14 protein-coding genes are annotated in these 14,581 nt (G+C 68.9%); 12 read left to right on the forward strand and 2 right to left on the reverse strand.

The features are described 5' to 3' along the window. The first annotated feature begins 187 nt into the window (after positions 1–187). From GWJ10_RS04360 to GWJ10_RS04390, 6 genes are all read left to right on the forward strand, one after another. Positions 188–2,953, forward strand: coding sequence for a Z1 domain-containing protein (locus GWJ10_RS04360; protein WP_163185433.1), 2,766 nt, complete (start codon positions 188–190; stop codon positions 2,951–2,953). Continuing rightward, entirely contained in the window at positions 2,950–4,059 is a 1,110-nt protein-coding gene (locus tag GWJ10_RS04365; RefSeq protein ID WP_163185436.1) for a hypothetical protein, read from the forward strand. The genes GWJ10_RS04360 and GWJ10_RS04365 overlap by 4 nt, the downstream gene beginning before the upstream one ends. After that, a complete protein-coding gene (locus tag GWJ10_RS04370; protein ID WP_043651529.1) occupies positions 4,056–4,922 on the forward strand; it encodes a hypothetical protein in 867 nt (288 codons plus the stop codon). The genes GWJ10_RS04365 and GWJ10_RS04370 overlap by 4 nt, the downstream gene beginning before the upstream one ends. Continuing rightward, positions 4,919–5,203 (forward strand): hypothetical protein, encoded by a 285-nt coding sequence (locus GWJ10_RS04375; RefSeq protein ID WP_163185439.1) that lies wholly within the window; start codon positions 4,919–4,921, stop codon positions 5,201–5,203. Before GWJ10_RS04370 ends, GWJ10_RS04375 begins: the two co-directional genes overlap by 4 nt. A gap of 212 nt (positions 5,204–5,415) precedes the next feature. Next, complete coding sequence (locus GWJ10_RS04380; protein ID WP_163185442.1) at positions 5,416–6,876, forward strand: DNA cytosine methyltransferase; 1,461 nt, start codon at positions 5,416–5,418, stop codon at positions 6,874–6,876. Positions 6,877–7,852: 976 nt separating this feature from the next. Next, positions 7,853–8,320, forward strand: coding sequence for a very short patch repair endonuclease (locus tag GWJ10_RS04390; RefSeq protein WP_346773821.1), 468 nt, complete (start codon positions 7,853–7,855; stop codon positions 8,318–8,320). 290 nt (positions 8,321–8,610) lie between these two features. On the opposite strand, the gene GWJ10_RS04395 is transcribed toward GWJ10_RS04390, so the two are convergent. Next, positions 8,611–9,783: a hypothetical protein gene (locus GWJ10_RS04395; RefSeq protein WP_163185447.1), complete on the reverse strand. Its 1,173-nt coding sequence runs from the start codon at positions 9,781–9,783 to the stop codon at positions 8,611–8,613. Positions 9,784–9,923: 140 nt separating this feature from the next. Between GWJ10_RS04395 and GWJ10_RS04400 the strand changes: the two genes are divergently transcribed. Beyond that, positions 9,924–10,463: a peptidylprolyl isomerase gene (locus GWJ10_RS04400; RefSeq protein ID WP_163185449.1), complete on the forward strand. Its 540-nt coding sequence runs from the start codon at positions 9,924–9,926 to the stop codon at positions 10,461–10,463. 107 nt (positions 10,464–10,570) lie between these two features. After that, the gene (locus GWJ10_RS04405) at positions 10,571–11,380 is read left to right on the forward strand and encodes a rhomboid family intramembrane serine protease (protein ID WP_241005661.1); all 810 of its coding nucleotides are present in this window, start codon (positions 10,571–10,573) and stop codon (positions 11,378–11,380) included. A gap of 107 nt (positions 11,381–11,487) precedes the next feature. Here the strand turns inward: GWJ10_RS04405 and GWJ10_RS04410 are convergent, their stop codons facing one another. Continuing rightward, positions 11,488–11,739 carry a cell division protein CrgA gene (locus GWJ10_RS04410; RefSeq protein WP_021483485.1) on the reverse strand — a complete coding sequence of 84 codons (252 nt, stop codon included), beginning with the start codon at positions 11,737–11,739 and terminating at the stop codon, positions 11,488–11,490. Positions 11,740–12,060: 321 nt separating this feature from the next. Between GWJ10_RS04410 and GWJ10_RS04415 the strand changes: the two genes are divergently transcribed. Genes GWJ10_RS04415 through GWJ10_RS04430 form a run of 4 tightly spaced genes read left to right on the forward strand, consistent with a single transcriptional unit; the run spans position 12,061 to position 14,487 of the window. Beyond that, positions 12,061–12,861 carry a DUF881 domain-containing protein gene (locus GWJ10_RS04415; protein ID WP_241005662.1) on the forward strand — a complete coding sequence of 267 codons (801 nt, stop codon included), beginning with the start codon at positions 12,061–12,063 and terminating at the stop codon, positions 12,859–12,861. Next, complete coding sequence (locus GWJ10_RS04420; RefSeq protein ID WP_061268265.1) at positions 12,858–13,637, forward strand: class E sortase; 780 nt, start codon at positions 12,858–12,860, stop codon at positions 13,635–13,637. The genes GWJ10_RS04415 and GWJ10_RS04420 overlap by 4 nt, the downstream gene beginning before the upstream one ends. Further along, positions 13,637–13,831: a hypothetical protein gene (locus GWJ10_RS04425; RefSeq protein ID WP_034650515.1), complete on the forward strand. Its 195-nt coding sequence runs from the start codon at positions 13,637–13,639 to the stop codon at positions 13,829–13,831. Before GWJ10_RS04420 ends, GWJ10_RS04425 begins: the two co-directional genes overlap by 1 nt. After that, the gene (locus GWJ10_RS04430; RefSeq protein ID WP_076404157.1) at positions 13,828–14,487 is read left to right on the forward strand and encodes an aminodeoxychorismate/anthranilate synthase component II; all 660 of its coding nucleotides are present in this window, start codon (positions 13,828–13,830) and stop codon (positions 14,485–14,487) included. Before GWJ10_RS04425 ends, GWJ10_RS04430 begins: the two co-directional genes overlap by 4 nt. The last annotated feature ends 94 nt before the right edge of the window (positions 14,488–14,581 follow it).

Here is a 14,581-nt window from a genome sequence, read left to right on the forward strand (position 1 = left end):
TTTCACCCGGCCGATCCCAGGTGTCATCTCGGTCATTGTCGGCGCTTATCGGTAGCCTCTGGATGTCCGGCGATGAGGTCGGCAGTTGACATGAGCAAGCAGGTGACGCTTGGGTAAAGCGACCCGGAACTGGACGACGACCCAGGACCGCGATCGGCAGATCTACGAGATGCGCCAAGCAGGCGCCATGCTCGACGAAGTGGGGCAAGAGTTCGGCCTCACCCGCGAGCGTGTCCGGCAGATCGTCCGCAACATGGGTGGAGTCGACCGCGCAGCTGTGCGGGCTGCGCGCTTCACCGAGCGGGAGGAGCGCGATCAGCGGGTTCGAGACCGCGTGTTCTCCGTCGTCGCGACCGGACTTGCCCGCTCGACGGCAGAGGTCGCCATCATGTCGGACGTCGACGAGGAAACCGTGCGACGGATTGGCGGGAAGGAACTCTCCGCGTACCTCGGCTTGACAAAACGGGGCTCGGTCCGATGGACGGAGGACGACGTCATCTCTGCACTCAGCACCGCCGCGACATACGAGTGGCCGCTGTCCCGCAACGCATACCAGGAGTTGATCGACGAGGGCGAGATCCATGGTCCGAGCGCAGCCCGGATCGAGCAGCTCTACGGCTGGGCGGCCGCATGCGAGCTTGCCGGAATTGAAAGCTCGCGGCGCAGGCGGCGGGACTACCAGTCGTCGTGGACGAACGACGACCTCTGGCACTTCGCACGGACCTACGTCGAGCACAGCGGGCCCACGGCGTCGTTCCACGGGTACGACACCTGGCGTACCGAGCGCGCGCCAGGAGCACCATCGAGCGGCGTTCTCCGCGGACGGCTCGGAAGGTGGAACGAGATTCGCCGCACCATCTTGATCGAGAGGGAAGCCATGAGTTCCGAAGCGCTCACCGGCAAGGAAGCCTTGCTCATCGACGGGCAGCTCGTGGCGCGGATGGATGACGAGAGTCGTTCTCGCATCTGGAAGTCCGTGATCAGCATCCTCGAACGTGGGCCCCAGCGCACCGGCGTCGGCGGACAGACAGGGCTCGCGCTCGGTTACGTCCAGTCGGGCAAGACGACGTCAATCACCGCGCTCATCGCGGCGGCCGCCGACCAGGGGTACCAGATCATCGTCGCCGTGCTCGGAGGGACGAACCTCCTCCTGGATCAGAACAAGAACCGACTCGAGTCCGCGCTCGGCACACAGTCCCGCAAGGACTACCGATGGGTCACTGAGACGAACCCCTCTGGGATTGCAACCGCCAAGCGGATCGGTGACAGGGTCGATAGCGGTCGCGCGGTGCTGATACCTGTGCTGAAGCACGCTGGTCGGCTGAACGCGCTCGCCGCTGTTCTCGACAACGTGCCCGGGATCGAGCAGGTGCCGGTGCTCATCATCGACGACGAGGCGGATCAGGCGTCGCTAAACACAAGCTCGGCGACGGAGAGCAAGACCTACGAGGCGATCCGAATCCTCCGCTCGCGCGTGCCAAAACACCTCTACGTCCAATACACGGCCACTCCGTACGCACCCCTCATGCTTGACGCGGACGACTTGCTGAGTCCGGACTTCGTCGAGTTCCTCGAGCCGGGCAGCGGGTACACCGGCGGACGAGAGTTCTTCGTCGAGTTCGCTGACCAGGTGATCCGCGACGTCCCGCTCCTCGACGAGCAGGCGCCCAAGACGCTGCCTCTCGAGCTCCCCCTGAGTCTCACGTCTGCGCTCGGGTCGTTCATCGCTGGTGCCGCCATGCTCGTCGAACGCCAGCCCGACGCCGCGCCGGTGAGCATGCTCGTCCACTCGACTCAACGAAACGATGTTCAGGAGCGGTACAGGTTCCTCATCGAACGTGAGCTCCGGAAGTGGCGCTCCGTCGCCGACAAGGCGGCATCGCTCGCCGACCTGCCTGACGCCGTGCAGAGGGAACGCGTCACGTTGACGGAACGCGGAGCCCCGGACCTCGACAACGGGTCATTCCTCGAGAAGGTCCGCTGGGTTCTGCGCGAGACGTCGCTCTGGCTCGTCAACTCGACGTCGGCTCTCAACAAGGTCGAGTGGAACGTCACTCCGGTCCACATCCTCATTGGCGGCAACAAGCTCGACCGCGGGTTCACCGTCGAGGGACTGACGGTCACCTACATGAACCGACCGCCGAGCGCCCAGGTAGACACGCTCGAACAACGGGCTCGTGCGTTCGGATACCGCCGGGATCAGCTGTCCTACTGCCAGTTCTTCGCGACGAAGCGAACCATCCGCTCGCTCCGCGACATCGTCTTCACGGAGTATGACCTGCGAGCTCAGCTGCAGGACCACGTCGACGCAGGCGGCACCGTCCATTCTTGGGCGCGGGACGTCGGACTCATGCTCCCCGACGGCATGAAGCCGACCCGCGACGCGGTTGTGAGCCAGCTCGACTACCAGGGCATGGGATGGACCTCGGTGCGGCTACCGCGTCTCACCCCCGAAGCGATCGCCACGAACAGATCGCTCACGGAGGCTATCGGTCTGCTGGACGCGCCCGCCATTGACTACGGACGTCTGTCTCTGCGCACGGTGCAACTCACGGTGGCCGATGTCGTCGCACGGCTCGTCTTGCCTTGGTCCGCCGACGACTACGGGCCGTCGTGGCGCCTCCGCGACGTGACTGATGCGCTGGAGAGACACCACAACCAGTCGCAGACCGTTCCTGTCATCCTCATGGACGACGACGGGCAGGCGCGGAAGCGCAAGTGGGACGTCGAGACGGGGTTCGTCAACCTCTTCCAAGGCCGTGACAACGTGCGGAACAACGGCGGACCGTCTTATCCCGGCGACCGCGTGATCGGTGGCATCGCCGATGATCCCGGCGCCCTCGTCGTCCAGATCCATCGGGTCGTTCGTCGTGATGACCCGACCAATGAGCTGCTCACGCTCGCCGTGCATCTCGGTGACCGCAAGATCGTCCGAAAGGGAACCCTCGCATGACTGATGGCCAGTCCGGAGTCCGATCCGGCGAGCTCGTGCACGCGCCGATCTCGGCCCTCCTGCTCGACCCCCACAACCCCCGGCTCCCTGCATCCCGTCAAGGTGGCGCGCAGTCGGACCTCGCGATCGACCTGGAACTCGGGTTCGATGCATTCGCTGTCGCGCAATCCATCGCTGACAACGGCTTCTTCGCGGCCGAGCCACTGATCGCCATCTGCGACGATGAGCCCGGCAGGTACATCGTCGTCGAGGGAAACCGCCGGCTGACCGCTCTACTCGGGCTGACCCACCCCGAGATTCGCGAGCAGTTTATCGAGCCGATCCGGTGGGAGGCGGTCGCCTCCAAGGCCGCGATGTCGCCCGATGTCGCTGTCCCGATCGTTGTCCACCAGAGCCGCGAAGCCACTCATGTCGAGGTGTCGCGCGCGCACGTCGTGGGCAAGCTCCAGTGGCGGCCCTACATGCAGGCGCGTTTCATAGCCGCGCGTGTCGCCGAGGGCCGCACCATCAAGGAGGTTGCCGATCTGATCGGCATCACCAAGAGCAAGGCTGCCGATCTCTACCGTGACCAGGCGATCGTCAGCCAGGCGGCTTCCGTCGGTCTGAACACTGGCAACGTCGAAGGTGCCTTCTCGCTCTTGACCGTCGCGATGGGCAACACCAAGCTCCGCGATCACATCGGCGCGCCTCTGGGCTCCCGGCTCGAGCCCGGCGACGAGCCCGTGCCCGCCGGCAAGATCAACGAGCTCAAGGAGGTCATCTCCTGGGTCTTCGGCGACGAGGACGCAGAGCCGGTCATCACTGACTCGCGACAGATGAGCGCCCTCGGCAACGTCGTGTCTAGCGAGGTGGGCCTGTCCGCTCTCCGCTCCGGCAAGAGCCTCGAAGAGGCGAAGCAGCAGGTTCAGAGTGCGGGGATGGACCCGCGGGAGCGTCTCATCAGACGCATCACCGCGGCCACGAACGCACTCGGCGCGGCGAGCGACGACCTCGCGGAGTATGCCGCGGACAAGCAGGTCGTCGGACTCTTGTCGGACCTCGAGTCCCTCGTCGAGTCCATGCGGAACGTCGTCGACCAAGCGGCGATAGAGGCGCAGGAGTCGTGACGATTCGCGGCCGTGACCGGATCGCGGACTGGATCGAGACGATGCTGCTCGTCCGCGGTACGCGACCGCTCGGGCTCGATCCGCTGAACGCCTTCCTCGAGGCACGCCATGGGCTGGAGGCCCAGATGGTGAGCACTGGGGTCCGCGAGATGGCTCGACGGGAGGGGTTGCTTGGCGACAGGTATCCGTTCAGGGTCAACGAGTTCGCGGTCCGTGCGAACCCGGACGCTGCATCATCGTCGTACGTGACCGTTGCGCTGATGGCACCCGGCAACCCGGTGCGCGAGTACTTGGGTGCAGCGCCGGACGAGTCGATGGCGGTCATCTTCGAGAACGTCGTCGCGGAAGCAACCTCGCGGATCTGGGGCGACGCGGGTCACGCATTGCGGTTCGGGTGGCCCTCCGACATCGGCCGACCACCAGAGTTCGACCTAGCGATCCGTTGGCTCGCCCAGCAGATCGGTGTGGACGTCGGGCAGGGATACCGGCAGCCGCGCCGAAAGGACGGCGGCGTCGATGTCGTCGCATGGCGTCCGTTCCCTGACGGCCGCTCTGGGTTCCCGGTGGTGCTCGTGCAGTGCACCCTGCAAGAGAACCTCCTCGCAAAGGGCATGGATGTCGACACGCGGCTGTGGGGATCCTGGTTGGCGATGGACGTCGATCCCACGACCGCGCTGGCGACGCCGACCGCACTGGCAGCAGGAACGATCTGGAACGAGCTGGCTCTCAAGTACATGGTGCTCGACCGGATCAGGATCGTCGGTCTCGCGGCACCGTCCGTGACGGACGAGCTCGCACAGGGCTGGGTCACAGGGGCCATCAATGACCTGCAGGAACACATGGAAGAGGTAGGCGAGCTGTGAGGGTGCAGAAGAAGGACGTCGTCATCGAGATTGCCGAAGTGCTCGGACGGGAGGCACCGAAGATGTCCACTGGGTCGACCGAGCCCCGCACGATCTTCGACATGGTCAACAAGGAGCTCGCGCTAGGTCTGTCGACTGCGCTGACGAAGCCCCAGATCGCGCAGGCGATCGTCGAGTCGACCGGCGAGGTCTGGGCACCGGACTTCGAGTCTCGCGGAGGGACCGTGACTCTTAAGGGCCTTCAGGCCGTTCGTGATGCGGTGAGGTTCTACGTCGACTAGCTGGGGCCAAGCAGCGCAGTCGTCGAGATCTGGCGGCACCCAGAGCATGACGGGCGCGACGAGACGCAAACATCGGTTGCGCACGGTTGAGTTTAGCTGAAGGTTCAGCTAAGCTCGGTTGTGAACACGCGCTGGCAGCTCGACTTGCTGTCCGATAGCGTACAGATGTTCGAACATATGTTCGAATACGTGCTGCGGCTGGAGGAGATCAGGTGGCGACGACGAGCGGTGCCCCTTTCCGATACATCGACCTGTTCGCGGGCATCGGTGGTTTCGCGGCCGCGCTCGAAGCGTTCGGGGGCGAGTGTGTCTACTCCGTCGAGATCGACGAGGCGGCTGCCAAGGTCTACGAGCGCAACTGGGGTCACTCGCCTCTCGGAGACATCACCAAGGACGCCAACGACGGCGTGATGAACGTCCCGGCGCACGACCTTCTGGCCGCCGGCTTCCCGTGCCAGCCGTTCTCCAAGTCGGGCGCCCAGCGCGGCATGGAAGAGACCCGAGGCACGCTCTTCTGGAACATCCTCAAGATCATTGAGGCACACCACCCGACCGTCGTCCTCCTGGAGAACGTCAGGAACCTCGCCGGGCCGCGCCACAGGCACGAGTGGGAGCTGATCATCCAAACCCTGCGCGATGAAGGTTACCGCGTCTCTCGCACGCCCACGGTCTTCTCCCCCCACCTGCTACCGCTCGAACGCGGCGGGCGCCCCCAGGTACGCGAGCGCGTGTTCATCACCGCCACCTACGACCCGGACGGCATCCTTGACGGCGTCGAGGCTCTCCCTGCCCTCCCCAATGTGACGCAGCGCGGCAAGGAGGAATGGGACCTGCTCCACGACCTGCCTGTCGACCTGACTCGCGACGTTCCCGGGACGGAGCTCTCGGCGCCCGAAGTCTCGTGGATCGACGCGTGGGACGACTTCGTCACCACGATGTGGACCGAGGTGCGGAAGGCACAGTCAGGCGGCAAGCTGGCCACGCTCCCTGGGTTCCCGATCTGGGCCGACCACTGGGTCGAGTCCGAGGACCTCGCATTCTGGATGGTCGGTGGCCGGTCTCCGTACCGTGCCGTCGACGTGCCCGACACCTGGGACGAGGTGCCGAGTTGGAAGAAGACCTTCCTCCTGAAGAACGCTGAGTTCTACACGCGGTACAAGGCACAGCTCGACAAGTGGGCCTCCCGTCACGACCTAGCTTCGTTCCCGGCGTCGCGCCGCAAACTTGAGTGGCAGGCCCAGCAAACGGCCTCGCTGTGGGACTGCGTGCTGCAGTTCCGCCCATCGGGGATCCGGGCGAAGCGGCCGACTCACGTGCCGGCGCTCGTCGCAATCACACAGACGTCGATCATCGGACCTCTTCGCCGCCGTCTCTCAACGCGCGAGGCCGCGCGCCTCCAGGGCTTCCCGTACAACTTCGACTTCGGACCGCAGCCCGCGGCCGCGACGTACAAGCAGCTCGGGAACGGCGTGAACATCGGAGCTGTGTGGAACGTGCTGAGAGCGCACGCGGAGAACGACGCTCGGATTCTGCGGTCCACGGAACGTGGAGCGGCGCTGTTGAAGGCACTTGTCGATGACGCACCGAAGACGCCGGACGACCGCCTCGATGCGGTCGTTGCCCGCGGTCGCGCGAAGTTCGCGGAGTCGAGGCGGCTGGCAGCGTCCGCCTAGCTAGAGACCCACGCGCTTCCTATGCGCGATCAGCGCCTCCGTCGGGACACGATCGCTCGGATCGACGGGCTCTCGAACCTGGACCCCAACGAGTGGCTGGTACTCGCTGTCTGAAAGCCGCGGATGAAGGACGACCCGCCGGTCGTCGTCAAAGGCGAGGAGTCCGGTGTCGAAGAGCGTGTGCAAGTCAGCGCGGAGCAGGAGGCCGTTGCTGGTGGCGTACGTGCCACCCAGCCGATAAGGCACGACATGCGCGGCCTCCAGGACCTCGCCCACCCACATGCAGTGACGGCGCAGCGCCCTTCGTAGGTAACCAGAAGGTGCGCTCGGAACCGTGGCTGCCCCTTGCGGATGAGGAGGGCTCGGATCGCTCGGTCATCGTCGTGTCGGTCTGGCGTCGTTGCATCGAACGGACGACCCGATTTGACGTGCGCCGGGCCCTGACCGTGCGCGCTCTGTCCGCGGGACACGGAATGCTGGAGTTCGCGCGCTCTTGCAGCCATGGACGCTGGCACGTCTGCCTCAAGCCCTTCGAGCAGCGCGATGAACGCCCGTTCTGTGATGTTCCCTCCCCCGCCGCTCCTCGTCTCTTTCGACGACATCGTCGAGGAATCCCACCTGCCGCGGACTCGCTCGACGAGGGCTGCCATCGTGCGGACCTTCTCGCCCTGGTAGGGCACGTCGATGGCCTCACCAACCGCTTCGAGCCACTCCTTCATGACAGTGCCTTGTCTGGACATCCATGGACCGCCCGCCCCCTCGATCGGCAAGATGCCCAGGTAGTCGGCGATGATCCTGGGATACTCGTCCTTCTTGACCCGATCTGCTGTCATGCCGCCATCCAAGCAGGCTCATGAGGCCCTCCGTTCGGCCCCTCGCCGCTTGCTCGCCGCGGTGTGACTTCGGACGGGGGATGCGGGCACTCTTCATCGCCTCGGCACCTCGGCGGCTCGCGTCGAGACGGCACGATGGTGTCATGACCTCCGAGCGCCCCGTCCCGCAACACGTCCCCGCTCACCCGGGTTCCTCGTCCGTGGTCGTCTCGAGGCGAATGAGCGTTGCCAAGCGACGCGACACGGCCCCCGAAGTCGCGCTGCGCCGCGAGCTACACGCACGCGGGATGCGGTACCGCGTCGCATACCCGGTCCCAGGTCAGCGGAGGCGGACCATCGATGTCGCCTTCACACGAGCCAAGGTCGCCGTCTTCGTCGACGGCTGCTTCTGGCACGGCTGCCCCGAGCACGGCATGATGCCGCGGTCGAACGGCGACTGGTGGAAGACAAAGCTCGCCGCCAACCAGGCGCGCGACCGCGACACCGACCGCCTCCTCAGGGAGCTCGGTTGGACGGTGGTGCGCGTGTGGGAGCACGAGCCACCCCTTGTTGCGAGCGACCGCGTCGAGGCAGTCGCCAGTGAACGTTCGTCGAAGCGTGCTGACCAGTGAGCACCGCTCCCTTCGCCCGGTTCGCCACCGGGGCTCTTCCGGTACGTGCGATCACGAGGAGCGTCAAGCCCACACTGGCAGCGGGGTTGGGGCGTGCGACGGCGGTCGGAAGTCGGCTCCAGTCCGCCTGAGCGCGACCCCGTCCGTCGCCGGACGGGGTCTTCGTGCGTCCGGCCTCGGCGTCGGCGTGCTCGTGAGATCTCCGCCCTCTGGGGACGACGAGGGGCCCGTCCCTGCTGGGACGGGCCCCTCGGTCGTCGGTCACCGTGCGAGGACGGCGGGGTGGAGCGTCAGGCGTCGTCGGCCTTCTTCGCGGCGTCCTGCGCCGCGGACTCGGCGGCCTCGCGCGCCTTCTTGCCGGCGTCGCCCAGGTCGTCCTTGGCGTCCGCGGCGGCGTCCTTGACGTCCTCCGCCGTGTCCTTCACCGCGTCCTTCGCGCCGGCAGCGCCGCCACGGGTGGTGCTGCGGGCCCGGCTCGTCGCCTTCTTCGCCGCGTCCTTCGCGTCCGAGACGGCCTCGGTGACGCGGTCGGTGACGTCGTCGCGGACCTCGGCAGCACGCTCGGCCAGCTTGTCCGTGGCCTCGCGGCCCTTCGCGACGGCGGCGCCCGCGGCCTCGCCGATCGACTCGGCGGCGTCCCCGACGGCGTGCTTGGCGTCGCCGACGACGTCGTCGAAGTGGACCTGCTGCTGCTCCTGCTCCCACGGCTCGGCCCAGGGGTCGGTCGTGGGCTGCGCGCGGCGGTAGAGCACGTAGCCGACGCCCGCGGCGGTCACGCCACCGGCGATCCACCAGAGCGTGCGGCCCTTGCCCTTCGAGGAGTCCGCCTCGGCGGCCTTCGCCGCCGCCTTGTCCGCGGCCGCGGCCGCGGCGAGCCTGGCGGCCGCCTTCTCCGCGGTCTTGTCGGCGTGCTTGGCGGCCTTCTTGCCGGCCTTGCCCGCGGACTTCTGCGCCTGCTTCGCGGCCTCCGCCGTCGCCTTCTTGGCCTGCTTCGCGAGCTTGCGCGCCTTCTTGCCCGACGCGGCGGCTGCCGCGGCCGTGGCGGCGGCGGTCGCCTCGGCCGCGTTGTCCGCGGCGCGCTGGGCGGAGTCGGCCGCGCTGGCGGCGGCGGCGTTGAAGCTCGCGACGATCTTCGGCAGCACGTCCTCCACGAGGCGGTCGTGCGCGGTGTCGATCGCGGGCGCGGCCTTGGTCGCGGCCTTCTCGACGCGCGGCGCGGCGGCCTGGATGCTGTCCTGCCACGCCTTCTCGACGCGCGGCTGGAGCCACTCGAGGAACGCCTCCACCTTGGGCGTGCCCCACTCCTTGGCGTGCACCGCGGCGTCCTTGGCCTGGTCCGCGAGCTGGGTCGCGGCGCTCTGCGCGGTCGCGGCGGCCTGGGCGGCCTGTTCCTTCAGCTTCTCGGTGTCGATCGACTCGAGCGTGTCCTTGACGGAGTCGCTCGCTGAGCGAGTACGGGTCATGCGTGCTCCCCGGGGTCGTCGTCCGACGGGACGAATGTGCGGATGCGATGCGTTTCCGCCCACTCTGCCACCACCCCGGCCACGCCGCGAGACATCGCCCCGGACGGGTCGGGCGCGGGTCTCGTGGGAAGATGGTGCCCATGTTCGCAACCCTCCACACGACCGCAGGTGACATCCGGATCGAGCTCCTGCCGAACCACGCCCCGAAGACGGTGGCGAACTTCGTCGGGCTCGCCCAGGGCACCACGACGTGGTCCGACCCCCGCACCGGGGCCGAGCGCACCGAGCCCTTCTACGACGGGCTGATCTTCCACCGCGTGATCCAGGACTTCATGATCCAGGGCGGCTGCCCGCTCGGGACCGGCACCGGCGGCCCCGGCTACACGTTCAACGACGAGATCCACCCCGAGCTCCAGTTCGACCGCCCGTACCTGCTGGCGATGGCGAACGCGGGCGTGCGCCGCAACCCGGTGACGGGCGAGGCCGAGGGCACCAACGGGTCGCAGTTCTTCATCTCGACGGTCCCCACGCCGTGGCTCGACGGCAAGCACACGATCTTCGGCGAGGTCGCGGACGACGAGTCCCGCGCCGTCGTCGACGCGATCAACGCGACGCCCACGCGTCCGGGCGACCGCCCGCAGGAGGACATCGTCATCACGTCCGTCACCATCGAGGACTGACCATCTCGGCGACACCTCCCGGGCCACCCGGCCCGCCGGCGTACGGGACGGCCGGACCGCACGACGGTCCCGCCGTCCCGCCGGTGTGCCCGCGGCACCCGGACCGCGTGTCGTACGTGCGCTGCCAGCGGTGCGGGCGCCCGGCGTGCCCCGAGTGCCAGCGACCGGCCGCGGTCGGCATCCAGTGCGTCGACTGCGTGCGCGACGCCGCCCGCCAGGCGCCGACGCAGCGCACCGCGCTGGGTGGGAAGGTGCGAGGCGGGCCGCCCGTCGTGACGTTCACGATCATCGGCCTGTGCGTCGTGAGCTGGCTCCTCCAGCTCGTCACGGGCGGTACGTGGACGAACATGCTCGCGTTCGCGCCCTGGGTCGGCGAGCTGCAGCCCTACCGCTTCCTCACGGCGGCGTTCCTGCACTCGACGAGCCCTGTCCACATCCTCTTCAACATGTACGCCCTGTGGATCACGGGCCCGTTCCTCGAGCAGCAGCTCGGCCGGCTGCGCTTCACGGCGCTCTACCTGCTCTCCGCGCTCGGCGGCTCCGTCGGCTACCTGCTCCTCGCAGGGGGGCCGACGTCGGAGGCCTGGTACCAGCCCGTCGTCGGCGCCTCGGGCGCGGTCTTCGGCCTCTTCGGGGCGATCCTGCTCGTCCTGCGCCGGACGGGCCGCAACGCGATGCAGATCGTCGTGCTCATCGGCATCAACTTCGCGATTGGGCTGTTCTTCCCCGGCATCGCGTGGCAGGCGCACCTGGGCGGCCTCGTGGTGGGGCTCGCGCTCGGCGCCGCCTATGCGTACGCGCCGCGCGAGCGTCGCACCCTCGTGTCCGTGGGGGCGACGGTCGTCGTCGTGGTGGCGCTGGTCGCCGCCTCCTGGCTCACCTACGCCGCCGCGGACCAGTTCGGCCACCTCGCCTGACGAGGCGGCCACAAGAGTTATCCCCAGGGTTACTCACAGGTGTGGAACTACACCGGTGTGAGGCCCGACGCGCCAGGGCGGGGCCCAGGCCCCGCCCTGGCGCGCGGCTACTTCCAGCGCGTCGTGAGCGCGAAGCCCGCGATGATGAAGGCGAAGCCGACCCCGAGGTTCCACGCGCCGAGCGGCGGGACGGGGAGCTGCTTCGGACCGCTGAGGTAGAACAGCACGATCCAGGCGAGCCCGACGAGCATGAGCCCGAGCATCGTGGGCACGAGCCAGCGCGGGTTGCCCGTCTCGGGCTTCGGCACGCTCGGCGGACGCTGCGGCTTGGGCTTCTTGCGCGACTTCGACTCGGGCACGAGGGTGGGCTCCTGTCCTGGTGGGGCTCGCTGCGCCGGCGCCGAGACGCACCGCGGGAGCGGACGCCTGCCGTCGTCGTGCAGGAACCGTGCATGGGTCGGGCGAAGGTCGTCGACGGGCCGCGAGGCTCTGCCGGAGCACAGGTCCGTCACGATCGTGGACGACGTTCGTCGACTAGCGTAGTGGGCGCACACAATAGGCACGGACACCGCGCGCGGAGGACGTGCCGCGAGGTGTGCGCCGCACGACCTCAGCACGACGCCGACGCACGACGCAGACCCGGTCGACGACCTCGTCCGCCCCAGGAAGGAGACGGTCGCGTGAGCACCACGGACCCTGCCGCCACGGGCCCGGACGACCCCGCCGAGGGGCCGTCGTCCGCCCCGGACGGCACGCCGCGCGCGCGTCGCGTCCGGTCCGCCGTGACGGTCGCGCTCGTCCTCGCGCTCGCCGGGGTCATGTTCACGGCGAACGCGCGCCTCGCGCGCGGCGACGAGTCCCGGCACCCGGAGAACCTCGCGCAGCTCGTGGACCGCGAGTCCGACCGCGTGGCCGACCTCGCGACGCAGGTCGACGCCCTGACGGCCGAGGTCGCTGGCCTGTCGCAGACCGGGGACGCGCCCGCCGGCGTCGACCCCGACCTCGCGGCGCGCACCGCCGTCGCCGCGGGGACGACGCCCGTCCAGGGTGCCGGCGTCTCCGTGACGCTCGACGACGCGCCCCCCGAGGGCAGCTACCCGGCGGGGATCCGCCCCGACGACCTCGTCGTGCACCAGCAGGACATCCAGTCCGTCGTCAACGCGCTGTGGGCGGGCGGTGCCGAGGCGATGACGCTCCAGGGGCAGCGCGTCACGGCGACGTCGGCGTTCCGCTGCGCGGGCAACATCCTGCTGCTGCACGGCCGCGTGTACTCCCCGCCCTACGTCGTCGAGGCCGTGGGCGACCCCGAGGCCCTGCGCGACGCGCTCGACCGCTCGCCGGGCGTCCAGGTGTACAAGGAGTACGTCGACGCGGTGAACCTCGGCTGGTCCGTCGAGGACGAGAGCGACATCGAGATGCCGGGCTACCAGGGGGCGCTCGAGCTCCGCTACGCGCGCCCGTCCGACGCGGTGGCGTCGTGACCGCGACGACCCCCGCACCGGCCCGCCACGCGGGGCACCGCGGCTCGGGTCGCGGTCCGGTGTCCGCCGTCGTGGGGGTGCTCGGCGAGCTGCTCATCACGCTGGGGATCCTGCTCGGCCTGTACGTCGTCTGGCAGCTCTGGTGGACGGACGTCCAGGCGGACCGCGTCCAGGCGCAGGTGCTCGAGGAGATCCAGGCGCCGACGCCGGACGCGGCGGACGTCGGTACGACGATCCTGCGTGACGACCCGCCCGTCCCCGCCGCGCCCGCGCTCGGCGAGGTGTGGGGCACGCTCTACGTGCCGCGCTGGGACGGCAAGATGATGCCGATCGCGGAAGGCACCGACAAGCGGTCGATCCTCGACCAGGCGATGGCCGGGCACTACCCCGAGACCGTCATGCCGGGCGCCGTCGGGAACTTCTCCCTCGCCGGGCACCGGCAGACGTACGGCAAGATCTTCCACGACGTCGAGGAGCTCGAGATCGGCGACCCGATCGTCGTCGAGGCCGACGGCACGTGGTACGTCTACCGCGTCGACCACATGCAGGCCGTGAAGCCCGACCAGGTCGAGGCGATCGCGCCCGTCCCGTGGCAGCCCGGCGTCGAGCCCACCGAGCGGTACCTCACGCTGACGACGTGCCACCCGATCGGCCTCAACTCGCTCGTCGCGCGGTACATCGTCAACGCGAAGTTCGACTACTGGATGCCCGTCGAGGACGGCACGCCGCCGGAGCTCGTCGGCCAGACCGCTCCCGCCGCCGAAGGAGGCTCGTGATGTACGGGGCGCTGTGGCGCGTGCTGCCCGGCCCGGCGTGGCTGCGGGTGCTGATCCTGCTCGTCCTCGCGGCCGCCGTCGTGCTCGCGTGCTTCGAGTGGCTGTTCCCGCTCGTGTCCGAGTACATGCCGTTCAACGACCCCAACATCCAGACCGACGCCGCCGGCGCAGCGTCCGTGGAGGCCCCGCGATGACCCACCCGACCCGCATCCTCGTCGTGGACAACTACGACTCGTTCGTCTACACGATCGTCGGCTACCTCGACCAGCTGGGCGCGCAGACCGTCGTCGTGCGCAACGACGCGGTGCCGGAGCCCGACGCCGAAGGGCGCTTCCGCGACGCGGACGGCACCGTGTTCGACGGCGTCCTCGTCTCCCCCGGGCCCGGCACGCCGAAGGAGGCCGGGCAGAGCGAGCACGTGATCCGCACGTGCGCCGCGTCGCGCACGCCGATGCTCGGCGTGTGCCTGGGCCACCAGGCCCTCGCCGAGGTGTACGGCGCGACGGTCACGCACGCCCCCGAGCTCATGCACGGCAAGACGAGCCTCGTGGAGCACGAGGGCGAGGGCGTGCTCGCCGGCCTCCCCCACCCGTTCACCGCGACGCGGTACCACTCGCTCGCCGTCGTGAGCGACACCGTGCCCGCCGAGCTCGAGGTGACGGCGACGACCGCCGGGGGCGTCATCATGGGCCTCCAGCACAAGGACCTGCCGCTGCACGGCGTCCAGTTCCACCCGGAGTCCGTGCTCACCGAGGGTGGCCACCGCCTGCTCGCGAACTGGCTCGAGGCGTGCGGCCTGGAGGGCGCCGTCGAGCGCTCCGCGGGCATGGCCCCGCTCGTGCGCCAGTAGCGAGCACCGCGCGGCACCGGCCCCGGTCTGCCGCCTATTCGGACGCGCCGCACGACGACGGGCCCTCACCTCCGTGGAGGTGAGGGCCCGTCGT

The organism is Cellulosimicrobium sp. SL-1, assembly GCF_011033075.1.
GTDB lineage: Bacteria > Actinomycetota > Actinomycetes > Actinomycetales > Cellulomonadaceae > Cellulosimicrobium > Cellulosimicrobium funkei.

Excerpts from the sequence above, each read along its gene's own strand:
- GWJ10_RS04360 (WP_163185433.1), top strand. The coding sequence starts at position 188 with ATGCTCGACGAAGTGGGGCAAGAGTTCGGCCTCACCCGCGAGCGTGTC.
- GWJ10_RS04365 (WP_163185436.1), top strand. The coding sequence starts at position 2,950 with ATGACTGATGGCCAGTCCGGAGTCCGATCCGGCGAGCTCGTGCACGCG.
- GWJ10_RS04390 (WP_346773821.1), top strand. The coding sequence starts at position 7,853 with ATGACCTCCGAGCGCCCCGTCCCGCAACACGTCCCCGCTCACCCGGGT.
- GWJ10_RS04395 (WP_163185447.1), bottom strand. The coding sequence starts at position 9,783 with ATGACCCGTACTCGCTCAGCGAGCGACTCCGTCAAGGACACGCTCGAG.
- GWJ10_RS04400 (WP_163185449.1), top strand. The coding sequence starts at position 9,924 with ATGTTCGCAACCCTCCACACGACCGCAGGTGACATCCGGATCGAGCTC.
- GWJ10_RS04425 (WP_034650515.1), top strand. The coding sequence starts at position 13,637 with ATGTACGGGGCGCTGTGGCGCGTGCTGCCCGGCCCGGCGTGGCTGCGG.
- GWJ10_RS04430 (WP_076404157.1), top strand. The coding sequence starts at position 13,828 with ATGACCCACCCGACCCGCATCCTCGTCGTGGACAACTACGACTCGTTC.